At 60.2% G+C, this 15,764-nt stretch carries 13 protein-coding genes; 3 read left to right on the top strand and 10 right to left on the bottom strand.

The window, feature by feature from the left end; all coding sequences use genetic code 11:
• Positions 1-32 precede the first annotated feature (32 nt).
• The gene (locus HV822_RS05350) at positions 33-782 is read left to right on the top strand and encodes a hypothetical protein (RefSeq protein WP_238872722.1); all 750 of its coding nucleotides are present in this window, start codon (positions 33-35) and stop codon (positions 780-782) included.
• Positions 783-1,205: 423 nt separating this feature from the next.
• On the opposite strand, the gene HV822_RS05345 is transcribed toward HV822_RS05350, so the two are convergent.
• Positions 1,206-1,667 (bottom strand): HIT family protein, encoded by a 462-nt coding sequence (locus HV822_RS05345; protein WP_238872721.1) that lies wholly within the window; start codon positions 1,665-1,667, stop codon positions 1,206-1,208.
• Positions 1,668-1,846: 179 nt separating this feature from the next.
• Between HV822_RS05345 and HV822_RS05340 the strand changes: the two genes are divergently transcribed.
• Positions 1,847-2,071, top strand: a complete 225-nt coding sequence (locus tag HV822_RS05340; protein ID WP_238872720.1) for a hypothetical protein — start codon at positions 1,847-1,849, stop codon at positions 2,069-2,071.
• A 108-nt stretch (positions 2,072-2,179) separates the two neighbouring features.
• The gene (locus tag HV822_RS05335; RefSeq protein WP_238872719.1) at positions 2,180-3,244 is read left to right on the top strand and encodes a HesA/MoeB/ThiF family protein; all 1,065 of its coding nucleotides are present in this window, start codon (positions 2,180-2,182) and stop codon (positions 3,242-3,244) included.
• Positions 3,245-3,453: 209 nt separating this feature from the next.
• Here the strand turns inward: HV822_RS05335 and HV822_RS05330 are convergent, their stop codons facing one another.
• The 9 genes from HV822_RS05330 to urtB form a co-directional block, all read right to left on the bottom strand.
• Entirely contained in the window at positions 3,454-4,359 is a 906-nt protein-coding gene (locus HV822_RS05330; RefSeq protein ID WP_238872718.1) for an SDR family oxidoreductase, read from the bottom strand.
• 252 nt (positions 4,360-4,611) lie between these two features.
• On the bottom strand, positions 4,612-5,964 hold the full coding sequence (locus HV822_RS05325; protein WP_238872717.1) for a sigma-54-dependent transcriptional regulator: 1,353 nt from the start codon (positions 5,962-5,964) through the stop codon (positions 4,612-4,614).
• The gene (locus HV822_RS05320) at positions 5,961-7,799 is read right to left on the bottom strand and encodes a sensor histidine kinase (protein WP_238872716.1); all 1,839 of its coding nucleotides are present in this window, start codon (positions 7,797-7,799) and stop codon (positions 5,961-5,963) included. The genes HV822_RS05325 and HV822_RS05320 overlap by 4 nt, the downstream gene beginning before the upstream one ends.
• Before the next feature lie 88 nt (positions 7,800-7,887).
• Positions 7,888-10,008: a TRAP transporter permease gene (locus HV822_RS05315; protein ID WP_238873546.1), complete on the bottom strand. Its 2,121-nt coding sequence runs from the start codon at positions 10,006-10,008 to the stop codon at positions 7,888-7,890.
• A 132-nt stretch (positions 10,009-10,140) separates the two neighbouring features.
• Entirely contained in the window at positions 10,141-11,124 is a 984-nt protein-coding gene (locus HV822_RS05310) for a TAXI family TRAP transporter solute-binding subunit (protein WP_238872715.1), read from the bottom strand.
• A gap of 249 nt (positions 11,125-11,373) precedes the next feature.
• The gene (gene urtE, locus HV822_RS05305; protein ID WP_238872714.1) at positions 11,374-12,069 is read right to left on the bottom strand and encodes an urea ABC transporter ATP-binding subunit UrtE; all 696 of its coding nucleotides are present in this window, start codon (positions 12,067-12,069) and stop codon (positions 11,374-11,376) included.
• A gap of 2 nt (positions 12,070-12,071) precedes the next feature.
• Positions 12,072-12,908: an urea ABC transporter ATP-binding protein UrtD gene (gene urtD / locus HV822_RS05300; protein ID WP_238872713.1), complete on the bottom strand. Its 837-nt coding sequence runs from the start codon at positions 12,906-12,908 to the stop codon at positions 12,072-12,074.
• Entirely contained in the window at positions 12,905-13,963 is a 1,059-nt protein-coding gene (urtC, locus tag HV822_RS05295; RefSeq protein ID WP_238873545.1) for an urea ABC transporter permease subunit UrtC, read from the bottom strand. The genes urtD and urtC overlap by 4 nt, the downstream gene beginning before the upstream one ends.
• A gap of 83 nt (positions 13,964-14,046) precedes the next feature.
• Positions 14,047-15,696 (bottom strand): urea ABC transporter permease subunit UrtB, encoded by a 1,650-nt coding sequence (urtB, locus tag HV822_RS05290; RefSeq protein ID WP_238872712.1) that lies wholly within the window; start codon positions 15,694-15,696, stop codon positions 14,047-14,049.
• Positions 15,697-15,764: the final 68 nt, after the last annotated feature.

Genomic DNA, 15,764 nt, shown 5'->3' with positions numbered 1-15,764 from the left:
ACAGGACACACAGACTGCATATAAGGAGTCGTATGCTTGAAATCGCGTTTTGGGGGCTGGTCGGACTGGTGCTGATCGGGCCGCTGTTTATGAATATCGTCGGCCCCTTCATTGTCTGGCGCACCCAGAAAATCCCCACCATCGTCCAGTTTGAGTTGGTCAGCGACGACGACTTTTTCGAGCGTTGCACCGAGGGCGTCCCCTACTTTGACGAGCAGATGATAGATGCCGGGTTCGTCGTGGTAGGCAACTCTTCGTTGCACGATAGCCACACCGATACCTGGTTTCGCGTCTACTGGCACGAGCAATTGAAACTGGCCGGGACTGTGGTCGGCATCAGTGCAACCAATCAGCCGGATCTCACCTACTGCGAGTTCTCGCAGAAATTCGCTGACGGCTGCTGGCTGAACGTATCCAACAGCAGCCGGCCGGAAGCCTACCCCGAGTTACCCATAAAACAGAGCTTCCAGTTCCCCAAGGTTATGGTTGTCGAGCAACTGCTGCCCTTGCACGCGCAGCTGCGGCAGCGCCTGAAGGGCGATTTGCAGGTAGTTGACTATCAGGCGGAGCAAGGCTTTGCCGAGATCACCGCTTTTCTGCGTGAAGAGTCTGAGGCGCTGTTGGCCAAAGGACTGGTGAGGCCGGCAATTGATGCAGACGGCAAGCGTTCACTCACCCTGTACGGGGCGTATGTGATGACGTGGCGCTCGGTGTGGCCGGGGCGGGCGATTGTGGCGGCGTTGAAGCGGCGAAGTGCTATGCGGGCTACAGCGCGTGGCTAATGGTGGCTGCTTTTCAAAGTGGCTCACCTACAAAGCAATGTTCGCGATGCCAGGCTAGTAGGCTCGCGTCGGGTGAGAACTTGCTTGGGAGTTGTAAGATGGGCACTTGGTGAGCTAAGAAAGTCGCGATCATGTACGGATTTGCTTGCTGCCCATCCAGGCACAGACGTCAACGAACGCTGTTGAGTGCGTCCTTGATCTGTACACCTTAGGGAGTACGATATAGTGTTAAAACGCTTAGCCTATATTATAAGACTACCAATGCGAGCTCGTCTGCGGAGATGAATAACTACCGCATGTCACTAACATAAGACTTCATCGAAGTAGGCAGTCAGAGCCGGCTGCGCAGGGCGCGAGCGAATGTAGTGCCGATACCCAGCGCCTACTCGATCTGTATGCTTGGTGGGTGCAGGTTTTCTGAGTCTAAGAGCAGCTTCTAATGTAAGCCGCAAGCGACGCCAGCGCATCTTCGTCTGCTCTTTTTCCGTCGTGGGATGATAAGTAGCCTTCATATTTGTCAAAGAATTTTTCCACATCTGACTTTATCAGTTTAAAAGTGCTGTCTTTTCCTGTGTTATGCATTGGAAATAGTTTTGCATGTAAATGGTCCACTCCATAGCCTTCTAAGACGAGCCCCGTCCTGGCGACGTTTTCGAGAGCGCTATCTAACAGTAGAGCGACTTGTCTTGATGCTTGTATGAGCTTGACTAAAACATCTTCGGGCACCGCAAACGCATAGCTGGGATAGTGTTTTTTAGGTATCACCACGGTTACCCCTTCGGTGTTGGGGTATATCGAAAGGAACGCTAGGTGGTCCTCGTCCTCCCATACTTTGTGCGCAGGGCTTGTTTTGTGAGCTATGTCGCAAAAAATGCATTTTTTCATTAAGTTTCGCCTTTACTTGTTCTCAAGCATGGGTGCGTAGGGTCTCTGTCCATTCTGGCATAAAAAAATACAATGTAAATGCTTGTGGTTCGCATTAGCAGTTGGTACTGTTTCGTGGTGAGCTGAATTCAGGCGTTCTCACAGGTAATTGTTGATTTCAATTTTCATGGAGAGAAAACATGTCAATCAAGACTATTTCTATTGCTGCGTCATTGTTGATTTCTGCCCATGCTGCGGCGATGTCCGGTAGCGTGCCTTTGGCTGATGTCGATCAAGTTCTGACTGAGGGAGATGTCCAGCTGGAAACCCCTTTCTTTAGTCTCCAGCAGGAAGATGTTGAGGAGGCTCAGGAAGTAGCTTGGTCGAAATGTGCTAATTATTTTCCTAGTCCAATGTGTAATTAAGTGAGTTTTCGGCGGACAGGGACGTCTGTCGAATACGTTGCTGTGCCCTAATGTGGCTGTGTCTGATGAAGAGCATCTTTATTTGAGTGGGCTGTTTTCTGATGTTTCATGCTTTGGGGTTTGGCAATTAATTCGGGTTGTGCGAGTGTTGGCACACCTGTATTTGGTGGGAATAATATGGCTTCACTATTTGAGGATGTCTCATGTGGCGCGGAGCGTATTCAAAACTCCGTTGTTTATGTGGGGGATGTTGCGCTGGGTGTTATTAGGCCTGCTACCGTTGAAGGCATCACCCAAAATCAAAAGTACGTTCTCGGCGGTATTTCAGGTGTTGTCTCCGTTGATAGTGGGGGCGCGCGTGAGGCAAAGTTTGCAGCGTTGTTGAAATCGAACTCCATACTTTTTGGTGGCGAGTCGGAAATCCAAGAAGTGCAGGCGCTTCTGAATGATGAAGTGTCAAGTCGAACCGCATCCTATTTTTGCTGTATTGCTAAGACGTGTGACGAGGTGATAGATGCATTTAAGCGGATTCGATCTGCTAAAGCTTTAATAATTGGTTGCGGAGGAATTGGCTCCCTGACGGCACTGCAACTGGCTGGTTCTGGAGTGCAGAAAATTGTACTGGTTGATCCTGACTCTGTAGAGTTAAGTAACCTGAATAGGCAGTTTATGTGGTCGAGAAAAGATGTCGGCTCATTGAAAGTGGAAGTGCTTAAGCAGTGTATTCTCGCGAGATTTCCGCATGTCGATGTCGAAGTATGCGCTAATCGTGTTGATGACGAGAGTTTGAAGGAGCTTACCGTCGGAGTGGATGTTGCGCTGCTTTCGGCAGACGAACCTCTAGGTGTTGCTGAGGTAGAGCTTGGTAGACTGGCAAGTCGGGATAGTTTTTTAGCCCTATCATGCGGCTACTATCATAATCGCGCAGCAGTCAAAGTTTTGAGCTCTAACTGCGAGCAGCCAAAAGTCGAGACTTTAGAGAAGGTGGAATGGAAGCGGTCCCCCGGCTTTATTGGTCCAAGTTTCGGCCCCATGAATGTTGAGATATCCGGCGTTATAGCGTCCACCGCTATCCATGCATTGGCTTTTCCTGATAGCGATCCCAGCCCCGCAAATGAGAGCGCTAAGACTCTGTCATGGTGCCCCTTTGAGCGGCAATTTTCTCGACTCTAAGGGCAAATCATTTGGTGAGGGGGTAGGCGATACATTGAAGGCTCCGCATGTACAGACCCTCGCCCTACTTTTGGCTTCAGGGGCATCCGTAAAACAAAAAGCCCGCCCCTGAACCCAGGGGCGGGCTTTTTAACATCGGGCAGCGCTTTTGCCGTTAGCTTCTAGCTTGCAGCTTAAGGCTTAAAGCTTGCCGCTCCAGAAGCGAGCCGTCAGGCGAACTTCTGGATATTGGCCATCAGCTCGCGCAGGGCTTCGATGTTGTCTTTCGGGTGGACGGCGCCTTCGAAGCTGCACAGCTGCTCGAAGTTGGCGGCAACGTCTTCCGGGGTGAAGCCTTCGTCCGGGTTGAAGCCGATACCCAGGGAGCGCTCCCAGCGTACCTTGCCCATCCAGCCGCCGCCGACTTCGAACAGGCTGCCGGTTTCCTTGCACTCTTCGGAGCACAGGTAGGCAACCAGCGGGCTGACCAGCTCAGGCTTCAGTTTGTCGAACGCGCCTTCCGGAAACAGACCTTCGGTCATGCGCGTGCCGCCAGTCGGGGCAATGGCGTTGACGAAGATGTTGTTCTTGCGGCCTTCGATAGCCAGGGTACGGGTGAAGCCGTACAGGCCCAGCTTGGCCATGCCGTAGTTGGCCTGACCGAAGTTGCCGTAGATGCCGGAGGTGGATGAGGTGAAGATCACACGACCGAAGTTGTTGTTCTTCATGTGCTCCCAGGCGGCCTTGGTGGTTTTGTAGGCGCCTTCGACGTGGACTTTGTAGATCAGGTCCCAGTCGGCATCGGTCATCTTGGCGAAGCTCTTGTCGCGCAGGATGCCGGCGTTGTTGACGACCACGTCGATGCGACCGAAGTTGTCCATCGCGCACTCGACAATGCGGTCACCGTTGATGACGTTGTCGGGGTTGGCGATGGCGGTGCCGCCAGCGGCCTTGATTTCTTCGACAACCTTGAGCGCGGCTTCGCTGTTAGCGCCTTCGCCGTTGGTGCTGCCACCCAGATCGTTGACTACGACTTTGGCGCCGTGCTTGGCGAACAGCAGGGCGTGGGCGCGGCCAATGCCGCCGCCGGCACCGGTTACGATGACGACTTTGTCGTCAAAACGGATATCGCTCATGGGTTGTCCCCTTGTTTGTGTGCGGATGAAAAAAGGCAGCCAGTGTCGAACAACTGTTTGAACATGGCAAGGGGTGGGGCGCCGGTGAATACTGACCCATAAATGATGCAGACGCCTGTGTTGGCGGTTTTATCGGGGGGCGACTGGCCCGAGGCGATGTTGACCGCGCAGTGGGCGCGTTCGCTGGTGACGCAGCCTGGGCCTGCTGCGTGGACAGGGCTTCGCTGTGTCCGCCCTGGGGGGGGGCGGTGTTCAGTCCTTGTAGTCGGCCTTGTCCAGGCCGTGGCGTTTCATCTTGTCGTACAGGGTTTTACGTGCCAGGCCCAGCTGCATCATGACCTGTTTGATGCTGCCATTGCAGGCGTTCAGGGCGTTGGCGATCAGGCTGCGTTCGTAGGTGTCGACCATTTCTGCCAGCGTCTGCTGGCTTCCGGCCGCCGGTAATTGTGGGCTGTCCGGGTCATTGAGTGCGGCGGCGCCCATCAGCACGTAGCGCTCGGCCAGGTTACGCAGCTCGCGCACGTTGCCGGGCCAGTCATGCTGCATCAGGGCGGCGGCCTGGCTGGCGTCCAAGGGGATGATCTCGCGGTCGTAACGCGAGGCGGCGATCAGCGCAAAGTGGTGAAACAGCAACGGGACGTCCTGCCGGCGCTCGCGCAGCGGCGGAATATTGATGCGCAAGACATTCAGTCGATAGAACAGGTCGGCGCGAAAGTCACCCGCATCGCTCAGCGCCTTGAGGTCGGATTTGCTGGCGGCGATCACGCGCACGTCCACCGGGATGGACTGGTTGCTGCCCAGGCGTTCGATCTTGCGTTCCTCCAGCACCCGCAACAGCCGCACCTGCAGGTTTAGCGGCATGCTTTCCAGTTCATCGAGAAACAGGGTGCCTTTGTGGGCGTGTTCAAACTTGCCGATGCGGCGCTTGTCTGCCCCGGTGAAAGCACCGGCCTCGTGGCCAAACAGCTCGCTTTCGATCAGGTTCTCTGGCACCGCGCCGCAGTTGATGGCCACAAAGTTGTGTTCGCTGCGCGGGCTGTTTTCGTGAATGTAGCGGGCGATGGCATCCTTGCCGGCGCCGGTTTCGCCGTACAGCAGAATATCGGCGGCGGTGCCGAGCAGCGGGTCGAGCAGTGCGAGCAGCGCCTGCATGCTGCTGGAGCTGCCCAGTAGGCGCGGGCCGGGACGCGCCAGCACGCGCAGCTGGGCCTTGAGCCGTCGGTTCTCCAGGGCCAGCGCCCGTTTGTCCATGGCGCGCTTGAGAATCTCGATCAGGCCGTCGTGGTGAAAGGGCTTTTCAATAAAGTCGTAGGCACCCTGGCGCATGGCGGCCACGGCGGTGCTGATGTCGCCCTGGCCGGTGAGGATGATCAGCGGAATACTATCGTCGCAGGCTTGCACGGCCTGTAGCACGGCCAAGCCGTCCATGCCGGGCATGTGGTAATCACACAGGATGATGCCGGGGAAGTCGGGGGTAAGCTCGGCCAGGGCGCTGGGGCCGTCGGCAAAGGCGCGCACCGGCAGGTCTTCCAGCGCCAGGGTTTGGGTGATGGCCTGGCGAATAGTGGCCTCGTCGTCGATAAAGAAAATCACCGGCTCACTCATGACCGCTCCGCGGGTTGCGCTGCGCTGCGTGGTGGCTGAAAGCGCAGGATAAAGTCGGCGCCGCGAGTGTCGCGACGGTTCTGGCCGGTCAGTCTGCCGCCGAGGGCATCCATGATCTGCCGCGAAATCGACAGCCCCAGGCCAAGGCCCTGCTTCATCGATTTAGTGGTGTAGAAGGGCTCGAACAGCTGCTCGCTGTCTGCCGGCAGGCCGGGGCCATTATCACGTACATGGCAGGTAATCTGCCCGTCGTCCTGCTGGATTTCCAGGCTTATCTGGCCGTCGGGCATGGCCTCGACCGCGTGTACGGCGTTGGCAATCAGATTGACCAATACTTGCTCGATGCGGATCAGTTCACCGTGCACCGTGACGGGCTGCACTGGTCGCTGCCAATCAATCTGGATGCCGCGACTGCTGTCCTGGGCGCGGATAATCTTGAGGGCGGCGTCGATGGGTTGGCGCAGATCAACTTGGGAGGGCAGACCGGCAGACTTGCGGGCGAAGACTTTGAACTGCCGGGTCAGCTCGGCCATGGTGTCGCACAGGTTGGCTATCTCGCCCAGATTGGCCGCGACGGTCTCCTGCTCGCCGCGCTGCAGAAAGCGCTGGCTATTGCGGGCGTAGGCCTGAATAGCGGTCAGCGGTTGGTTCAGTTCGTGGTTCAGGCCGGCAGACATTTGTCCGAGCACGGCCAGTTTGGCGGCCTGAATCAACTCCTGCTGGGCGGCCTTTAGCTCGGCCTCGGCGCGTTCGCGCTCGCTGATCTCGGCCAATAATTGCTGATTGGACGCTTCCAGGTCGGCGGTGCGCTCGGCCACGCGCTGTTCCAGCACGGTGCTGCGCTCGGCCAATTCCGCTTCTCGGCGGTGGCGCTCGCGCAGGTATAGCCAGGTCAGTAGCAGGCCGGCGAACAGCAGGCAACTGACCAGCAGAAACAGGATGCGGGTCCAGAATACCGGGCGGGTATCGCTCAGCACGCGCAGGGTCCAGTCTTCGGCGGGTAGGGGCAGGCTGACGCTGAGGTAACTGTGTTGCTCCTGTTGCTCGACGATCATCAGGTACTCGGCGTCGATGCCCCAGGGTGTTGGTAGGGCGTTGGTAAGCAGCGGCGTGATGGCCTGGCGGTCGTAGCGCTGCTCCTCAACCAGTTGGCGCTGCAGCCAGCTGTCCATGGGCTTGATACTGCGGTAGCGCCAGTCGGGGCGGCTGGCAAGAAAGCTGACGCCCTGGGCGTCGGTAATCAGCATCTCGCTGCCACGTGCCGCGTCGGGCCGCTGCCACTGCTGCTCCAGTGTCGTGACTTGCACCTTCATGGTGATCACGCCGATGGGCTGGTCGCTGCCATCATCGGGCATCACCGCCTGGGCAAAGTACAGTCCGCGCACCTGTGAGGTGATGCCGAGGGCGAAGTAGAAGGCCGGGGCACGCGGGTTGGCCATGGCGCGGCGAAAGTAAGGGCGAAAGGCGAAGTTGCGGCCGATGAAGTTGGCGCTCTGCTGATAGTTGCTGGCGGCGATGGTGTGGCCACTGGCGTCCATCAGGTAGACATCAGAGCTGGCAACGATGGTCGCCATGGTCTGCATGATGCTGTTGGCAGCATCGATAAGGTGCGGCTGCTCCGGGCTGTTCAGCGCCTGGCGTAGCTGCGGGTGCTGCGCGGCCAGCGCCACAATAGGTTCGTAGCGTTTGATCTCGTTGCTGATCAGCTGGCTGTAGCGGAAGGCTTCATCGCGCCCGTGCTGTTCCAGCTGGCGATAGCCAACCTGGCCGCCAAGCTGCCATGCCAGCAGGGCGATCAGGCTGAAACACAGGGCGATGGGCAGGTTCTTTTTCATGATGTGATGCGTGTGTGCTTACCCGCGAGCGTAGCCGTCGGCAAGCAAGCGGACAACCCGTTGGCTGCGGGTTGTCCGGGTTTTTGCTTCAGGCTACCGAGACCCGTTGGCGGCCGCCGAGCTTCTTCTGCAGGCCGGCCGCCAGCACGGCGGTGGCGATGCCCACCAGGTCGGTCAGCCCGCCCCCCTCGATCATCAGGAAGGCGGCGATGATCAGCAGGCCGCGTACCAGCCAGTTGGTGCGCAGGTTCATGAACCAGCCTTGCACGCCGGCCGACAGCAGGTAGACGCCCGCGCTGGCGGTGATCAGCGCCTGGATAATGGCCGGGATGCTGTCGTTCATCAGCAGCGCGCCGTTGTAGAAGAACATGAACGGCACGATAAACGCAGCCAGACCGATCTTGAACGAGGCAACCGAGGTCTGCATCGGGTTAGCCCCCGAGATACCGGCCGCCGCGAACGAAGCCAGTGCGACCGGCGGGGTGATAGCCGAGACCACTGCAAAGTAGAACACGAAGAAGTGCGCAGTCAGCGGATCGATGCCGAGCTGAATCAGTCCGGGGGCCACGACCGAGGCGGCGACAGCGTAGGCGGCGGTGGTCGGCATGCCCATGCCCAGAACGATCGAGATCAGCATGGCGAACACCAGTGCCAGCAGTTGGCTGGCGTCTGCCAGACCCAGCAGCATGGAGGAGAAGCGCGCGCCGACACCGGTCAGCGCAATCACGCCCACGATCACACCGGCACAGGCACAGACCACGATGATCTGGATCGACATGATGCCGGCCAGCTCCAGCGCCTTGAGCATGCCGCGCAGGCCCATCTTGTTGGGCGACAGCCAGCTGACGACAGCGGCGGCAACGGTAGCCAGGGTGCCGGCACGGATCACCGAGTAACCGAGGAACAGCGCCACCACCAGGATCAGAATCGGCACAAACAGATACACCTGACGCAGCAGCGCCTTGAGCTGCGGCAGCTCCTCCTTGCGCATGCCGCGCATGCCGGTCTTGGCGGCTTCCAGGTCAACCATGAAGTACACCGAGGCGAAGTACAGAATCGCCGGGATAACCGCCGCAATGGCGATCTCGGTATAGGGGATGCCGGTGATCTCGGCCATGATGAAGGCGCCTGCGCCCATGATCGGCGGCATGATCTGGCCACCGGTGGAGGCAGCCGCTTCAACCGCGCCGGCGGTCTTTTTGCTGTAGCCGACTTTCTTCATCAGCGGGATGGTCAGCGAGCCGGTGGACACCACGTTGCCGGCGCTGGTGCCGTTGATCATGCCCATCAGGCCGGAGGCAAAAATGGACACTTTGGCCGGGCCGCCGCGTGAACGACCGGCGCAGGCAAAGGCGAAGTTGACGAAGTAGTCACCCACCTTCGACGCCTGCAGGAAGGCAGCGAAGATGATGAACAGAATGATGTAGGTCGACGATACAGCGGTGGTCGGGCCCAGGACGCCGATATCGGTGTAGACCTGACTGAAGAAGCGCTGAATGCTCAGGCCCGGATAGCCCAGAAAGCTCGGCAGGTGCGGGCCGGCGAATACGTAGGCGACGAACAGCAGGGCAATCACCACCAGCGCCAGACCCGCGACGCGGCGGGTCATTTCCATGATCAGCGCGGTGCCGGCAACAGCAGCGAAGCTCATGCCGATCGGCGCAAACGGGGTGCCGGTGCTCATGCGCAGCGGAGAGTTGAAGATCACCAGGAAGTAACCGGCGCTGGCCAGCGAGCAGACAATCAGCACTAGATCGGGCAGGTTAAAACCGCTGCGCTGTTGGCGTTGCAGCCAGCTCAACACGATACCCACGCCGGTGGCGGCCAGCAGCGGCCAGCCGTAGTGCAGGGTTTCGATCTCGACTGGCACGCGCATGGCGCCGCCTTTGAGCAGCAGGTACATCGAGACGGTCTGCCACAGGGCGTAGCCCGCCGGCAGCAGGGCGGTGATGGCCGCGACGTTGACCCAGCGCTGTGAGCGGGTCGGCGCGTCGGCAAAGCCACGACCGGAAAACAGCAGGTAGCCCAGAATCAGCGCGCCACAGACGTGCACGATGCGGTAGCTCCAGGTCTCCATGGGGGACACATTCAGCACGTAAAGGTGAAATGCCGAGTAGAGGATGGCCAGCACGGCCATGCCGTGCATGCGCCAGCCCTGATACAGGCGGCGGTTGCCTTCAACGGGTTCGTCGTCCACGCCTTCTACCATGACCGGAGCGGTGGGCGCGAGGGTGGCGTGCGGATCATCCGCAGGGGAGTGAGTTAGCTGAGTCATGGTGCACCTGCAAGGGAGCGGGCCGCCCAGCATGGGCCGGGCGGCGGTGGACAGGGAGATAGAGGGTTACTTGACCAGTGCCGGGTCCAGCTCGTAGCCGTTTTCAGCAAACCAGCGCGCCGCACCCGGGTGCCACGGAATGAAGGTGTTCTTGTCGCGGTTTTCCGGAATGCTGGTTACCGCCGACTGGTGGATGGACACCATGCGCGGGTTGTTTTCCATGGTCAGACGGGTGACTTCATAGATGAAGCTCTCCGGCAGGTCGCAGTTGGCCACGGCGAAGTTCCACATGGCCACGGCGCGCACATCTTCCTTGGCTGAGCCGTAGGTGCCGGCCGGGATGGTGAATTCGGAGACCGGGAAGTTGGCGACCAGCTTGTCGGCTTCCTCCTGGGTGAAGGAGATCACGTTGACCGCAGTCTGCACTTCCAGCTGGCTGATGGTCGGCACCGGGATGCCGGCGGCAAAGCCGATCATGTCCAGCAGGCCGTCCTGCATCTGGCCGCCGAGGTCTGCCCAACTGCCGTTACGCGGCTCGAACTGGACGCCCAGGGTTTCCATCATGCGTGGGAAGTAGCTGTCGGAGGTGGAACCGGATGGGCCAAAGCCGATGCGCGTGCCTGCCGGAATCTCGCTGATGCTTTGCACACCGGAGCTGCCCAGGGCGGCCATGGAGAAGGGCGTTTCGAACATCGGGAACATGGCGCAGGTGTTGTCCAGCGGCATGCCCGGGGCCAGTGGGCTCTTGCCTCCGATGGCGTCACGGGCCGGGCCCATGGTGGTAAAACCGAAAGCCAGGTCACCGGTGTGGACCAGCGCCATGTTTTGCACCGGGCCGCCAGTCACCTCTGCGCCACCGGAAACACCGGTTTGCTCGGCGATAAAGTTGGCCCAGCCAGACCCGTAGGCGAAGTAGGTGCCGCCCTGGCTGGCAGTGCCGACGGTAAAGCTGGAGGGCCAGCCGTCGCGATCCTGGGCGAAAGCCAGGGAGCTGGAGAGCAGGGTGGTGGCAGACAGGCTGGCAATCGCCAGGGAGCGCAATGTGTTCATCGGGTTACTCCGGTTCTTGTGTTTGTAGTTGGCCGCCGTTGGGCGGCGGGCGGGATGTACACAAGGCCTAGAGCAAGCGCTGTGCCAGACTGAAAAGGCACTGATTTATAAGGGTTTTGTGTTGTTGCGTGGTGGTGGATGGGTGGTTTTTCACCCGTCGATGGAAGGCAAATGGGTGGAGAATGACCCATTGCCTGTGAAAGGAAATGGCCGCCGCCGGATTGCCCGGCGGCGGCAGGTGCAGCAGGGTCAGACGGTCAGATAGCGCTGGATCAGATCGTCATTCAGATCATCCATCGGGCCGTTGGCGACCATGCGCCCGCGTTCCATGATGAAAAAGCTTTCCGCGGCCCGGCGGGCGAACGGCAGCTTCTGCTCGACCAGCAGCACGGTCAGCCCCAGCTCGGTGTTGAGCTTGCGGATGACGTCGCTGATGTCGCGCACGATGTTGGGCTGAATGCCCTCGGTCGGCTCATCAAGAATCAGCAGCTTGGGGTCGAGCACCAGCGCCCGGCCAATCGCCAGTTGCTGCTGTTGGCCACCGGACAGGTCGCCGCCGCGGCGGTGTTTCATTTCCTTGAGCACCGGGAACAGCTCGTAAATGTGCGCGGGAATCTGCCGGGCGCGGTCGGGGCGGGCGCCGAGGGAGATTTTCAGGTTTTCTTCCACCGTCAGCAGCGGAAAGATCTCGCGGCCCTGCGGCACGTAGCCGATCCCGGAGCGGGCGCGGTTTTCGGTCGATAGCTTGGTGATGTCGCGGCCCATTAGGCTGATCTGCCCGCTTTTTACCGGCAGCAGGCCGGTGATGCATTTGAGCAGGGTGGTCTTGCCCACGCCGTTGCGGCCGAGCAGGCAGCTGCAGCTGCCTTCTTTCAGCTCCAGGTCGAGATCCCAGAGGATGTGGCTCTGGCTGTAGAACTGGTTGATACCTTGAATGCTGAGCATGGTCATTCCCCCAAATAGACTTCGACCACACGCGGGTCATTCTGCACCTGATCCATGCTGCCTTCGGCCAGCACCGAGCCCTGGTGCAGTACGGTGACCTTGCGGGCGATGGAACGCACAAACGCCATGTCGTGCTCGACCACGATGACCGAGTGACGGCCGGCCAGCGAGGTCAGTAGCTCGGCGGTGTGTTCCACCTCTTCACCCGTCATGCCGGCCACCGGCTCGTCGACCAGCAGCACGCGCGGGTTCTGCATCAGCAACATGCCGATCTCCAGCCACTGCTTCTGGCCGTGCGACAGGGCACCGGCCTCCATGCGGAATTGCTCTTTCAGGCCGATCAGCTTGAGCACCTCGTCGATGCGGTCGAGCTGTTCGCCGGTCAGGTTCTTGTTCAGCGTGTACCAGACGTGTTTGTTGGAGGCGGTGGCCAGTTCCAGGTTCTCGAACACCGAGAGTGCTTCGAAGATGGTCGGTTTCTGAAACTTGCGACCGATGCCGCCGCGGGCAATCTCGTGCTCGGACAGCTTGAGCAGGTTCATGCGTTGGCCGAACCAGACGCTGCCGGTGTCCGGGCGGGTCTTGCCGGTGATCACGTCCATCATGGTGGTCTTGCCGGCGCCGTTGGGGCCGATGATGCAGCGCAGCTCGCCGTCATCGATGTACAGGTTCAGGTTGTTCAGTGCCTTGAAGCCGTCAAAGCTGACACTGACGTCTTCCACGTAGAGGATCGGGCCGTGGCTGGTGTCGACCTTCGCGGAGAAGTCCGGCGCGGGCTGGACGAAATCGAAGACCTGATCGCGGCGCCAGGTTTCGCGCAGTTGTTCAAGCGGGTTCATTGTTTGTCTCCCTTGCGGCTGAAGCGGTCGAACAGGCCCACGATGCCTTTGGGCAGCAGCAGGGTTACCAGTACGAACAGACCGCCGAGGATGAACAGCCAGGTTTCCGGTGAGAAGGTGGTGAAGAAGGTCTTGGCGTAGTTGACGCTGAACGCGCCGACAATGGCGCCGAACAGGGTGCCACGGCCGCCGGTTGCGACCCAGACCACCATTTCGATGGAGTTGAGCGGGGAGAACTCGCCCGGGTTGATGATGCCGACCTGCGGCACATAAAGCGCGCCGGCTACCGCCGCCAGCATCGCGGAGAACACGAACAGCCAGAGCTTGTAGCTTTCGACCTGATAACCGCTGAAGCGGGTGCGGCTTTCGGCATCACGGATGGCGATGATCACCCGGCCCATGCGCGAGGTAACGATGTAGCGGCAGGCCATGTAACCGACGATCAAGGCCAAGGCCGAGGCCACAAACAGCCCGACGCGGGTGGTCTTGGCTGCCAGATCAAAGCCGAGGATTTCCTTGAAGTCGTTCAGGCCGTTGTTGCCGCCAAAGCCCATCTCGTTGCGGAAGAAGGCGAGCATCAGCGCGTAGGTCAGCGCCTGGGTGATGATGGCGAAGTAGACGCCGGTCACCCGCGAGCGAAACGCCAGCCAGCCGAACACCATGGCCAGCAGGCCCGGCACCAGCAGCACCATCAGCATGGCGAACCAGAACATGTCGAAACCCTGCCAGTACCAGGGCAGCTTGTCCCAGTTGAGCACCACCATGAAGTCCATCAGCTCGGGGTGGCCGTAGACACCGCGATCGCCAATCTGGCGCATCAGGTACATGCCCATGGCGTAACCGCCCAGGCTGAAGAAGGCGCCGTGGCCGAGCGACAGGATGCCGGCGTAGCCCCAGATCAGGTCGACAGACAGCGCCAGCAGGGCAAAGCAGAGAAATTTTCCGAGCAGCGCCACGGTGTAGTTGGAAATGTACAGCGGTGAGTCAGACGGCACCGCCAAATTGAGAAACGGCACGATGATGGCGGTGAGCAGCACCAGGCCCAGCACCAGCATTCCGCCTCGATCACTGAGTAACAGTCGTTGGGTAAGCATACTTCCCTCGTTTAATTCGGTTGGAAACGGATTGGCAGCAGCGATCAGTCAGCCGCTGCCCGTCCTTTCTGCGGGAAGAGTCCCTTGGGTTTCTTCTGGATAAACAGGATCAGCATGATCAGCACCAGCACCTTGGCGAGCATGGCGCCGGCCCAGGGCTCGAGGAAGTTGTTGATCAGGCCCAGGCTCATGGCGCTGACCAGCGTGCCCCAGAGGTTACCCACGCCGCCGAACACCACCACCATGAACGAATCGATGATGTAGGCCTGGCCGAGGTTGGGGCCGACGTTGGTGATCTGTGACAGCGCAACGCCTGCGACCCCGGCGATACCCGAACCCAGACCAAAGGTCAGGGCGTCGATCCAGTTGGAACGCACGCCCACGGCGCGGGCCATGGCGCGGTTCTGCGAGACGGCGCGGACCTTGAGGCCGAGGCTGGTGCGTTTCATCACCAGCATCAGCGCGAAGAACACCGCCAGCCCGAACAGCAGGATGTACAGACGGGTATAGGTGATCGACAGCACCGGGTTGATGCTCAGGGTGCCGCTGATCCACTCCGGTGAGGTAACCGAGCGGTTGAGCGGGCTGAACAGGGTGCGTACCGCCTGCTGCAGCACCAGACTCAGGCCGAAGGTGGCCAGCAGGGTTTCCAGCGGGCGGCCATAGAGGAAGCGAATCACCCCGCGCTCGATGGCGATGCCGACCAATGCGGTGATCAGGAAGGCGGCCGGAATGGCAATCAGCAGGCTCCATTCGATCAGGTTGGGGAACAGCACCTGAATGCCCCAGGTGGTGTAAGCGCCGATCATGATCAGCTCGCCGTGGGCCATGTTGATCACGCCCATCACGCCGAAGGTGATGGCCAGGCCGATGGCCGCCAGCAGCAGGATCGAGCCCAGACTGAGGCCGAAAAACACATTTTCGATAAAGCGGTAAAAGCTGATGCGGCCCTGAATGGAGTCGATGGCCTTGGCGGCGGCGGCGCGCAATTCAGCGTCTTCGTCGTTTTCAGCGACGCTGCGCAGGGCGTTACGCGCTTCCTGCTCCAGCGAGCCGCTGAGCGTGTCGATAGCCGCCAGGCGCGCGTCACGCTCACCGTCTTGCAGGGCAAAGAGGGCGAGGGCGGCGTCGATGGCGTCGTTGACCCGGCCAGACTCCTCAGTGGGCTGGTGCTGGCTCAGCAGGGCGGCGGTCTCGGCGTCTACGCCGTCGCGGATAAAACGCTGCACGGCGGCGTAGCGCTTGTCGCTGTCGGGGTGGCTGAGGTTGAGCTGGGCTACCATGCCGCGCAGCTGGGTGCGCAGGCTGTTGTTGACCGGAATGCGGCGCAGGCCGCTGGTGCCGGTCAGGTCAATGCCATTCAGCGCGTCGGTCAGGGTCTCGCCGCTGCGAATGGCAACAACCGGGGGCTTGTCCTTGGTGGCCAGCAGGTCGCCGGCGATCAGGGCGGTGAGAATGTCAGCCAGGCGTTCATCCTGCTGGCTGGCGAGTTGTTCAACCGTGGTGGCGCGCTGGCGCAGGTTGCCGCTGGGCAACTGGCGTACCAGCTCATCAAAGGAGGGCTGTGCGGGCGCGGCCTCAGGGGTTTGCTGGGCGCTGACGTGCAGGGGCAGACTGCACAGACACAGCAGCAGCACGCGACTAAGCCATTGCTGCACGGCATGCCGGGGTGTCAAACGGCAGGTCGGGATCATGGTCATGTCCTGATTGGATAGCGGGTGGAACAGCTCAACGGAGCGCCGTGGCGCCCCGCGGACAGTGG

It is taken from the genome of Halopseudomonas maritima (assembly GCF_021545785.1).
Lineage (GTDB): Bacteria > Pseudomonadota > Gammaproteobacteria > Pseudomonadales > Pseudomonadaceae > Halopseudomonas > Halopseudomonas maritima.
This window is presented reverse-complemented; position numbering and strand designations above follow the sequence as displayed.

Bases quoted from the DNA above. Each gene is read 5' to 3' on its own strand.
- HV822_RS05350 (WP_238872722.1), top strand. From the start codon at position 33: ATGCTTGAAATCGCGTTTTGGGGGCTGGTCGGACTGGTGCTGATCGGG.
- HV822_RS05345 (WP_238872721.1), bottom strand. From the start codon at position 1,667: ATGAAAAAATGCATTTTTTGCGACATAGCTCACAAAACAAGCCCTGCG.
- HV822_RS05340 (WP_238872720.1), top strand. From the start codon at position 1,847: ATGTCAATCAAGACTATTTCTATTGCTGCGTCATTGTTGATTTCTGCC.
- HV822_RS05335 (WP_238872719.1), top strand. From the start codon at position 2,180: ATGCTTTGGGGTTTGGCAATTAATTCGGGTTGTGCGAGTGTTGGCACA.
- HV822_RS05330 (WP_238872718.1), bottom strand. From the start codon at position 4,359: ATGAGCGATATCCGTTTTGACGACAAAGTCGTCATCGTAACCGGTGCC.
- HV822_RS05325 (WP_238872717.1), bottom strand. From the start codon at position 5,964: ATGAGTGAGCCGGTGATTTTCTTTATCGACGACGAGGCCACTATTCGC.
- HV822_RS05320 (WP_238872716.1), bottom strand. From the start codon at position 7,799: ATGAAAAAGAACCTGCCCATCGCCCTGTGTTTCAGCCTGATCGCCCTG.
- HV822_RS05315 (WP_238873546.1), bottom strand. From the start codon at position 10,008: ATGGTAGAAGGCGTGGACGACGAACCCGTTGAAGGCAACCGCCGCCTG.
- HV822_RS05310 (WP_238872715.1), bottom strand. From the start codon at position 11,124: ATGAACACATTGCGCTCCCTGGCGATTGCCAGCCTGTCTGCCACCACC.
- urtE (WP_238872714.1), bottom strand. From the start codon at position 12,069: ATGCTCAGCATTCAAGGTATCAACCAGTTCTACAGCCAGAGCCACATC.
- urtD (WP_238872713.1), bottom strand. From the start codon at position 12,908: ATGAACCCGCTTGAACAACTGCGCGAAACCTGGCGCCGCGATCAGGTC.
- urtC (WP_238873545.1), bottom strand. From the start codon at position 13,963: ATGCTGGTGCTGGGCCTGGTGCTGCTCACCGCCATCATCGTGCCGTTT.
- urtB (WP_238872712.1), bottom strand. From the start codon at position 15,696: ATGATCCCGACCTGCCGTTTGACACCCCGGCATGCCGTGCAGCAATGG.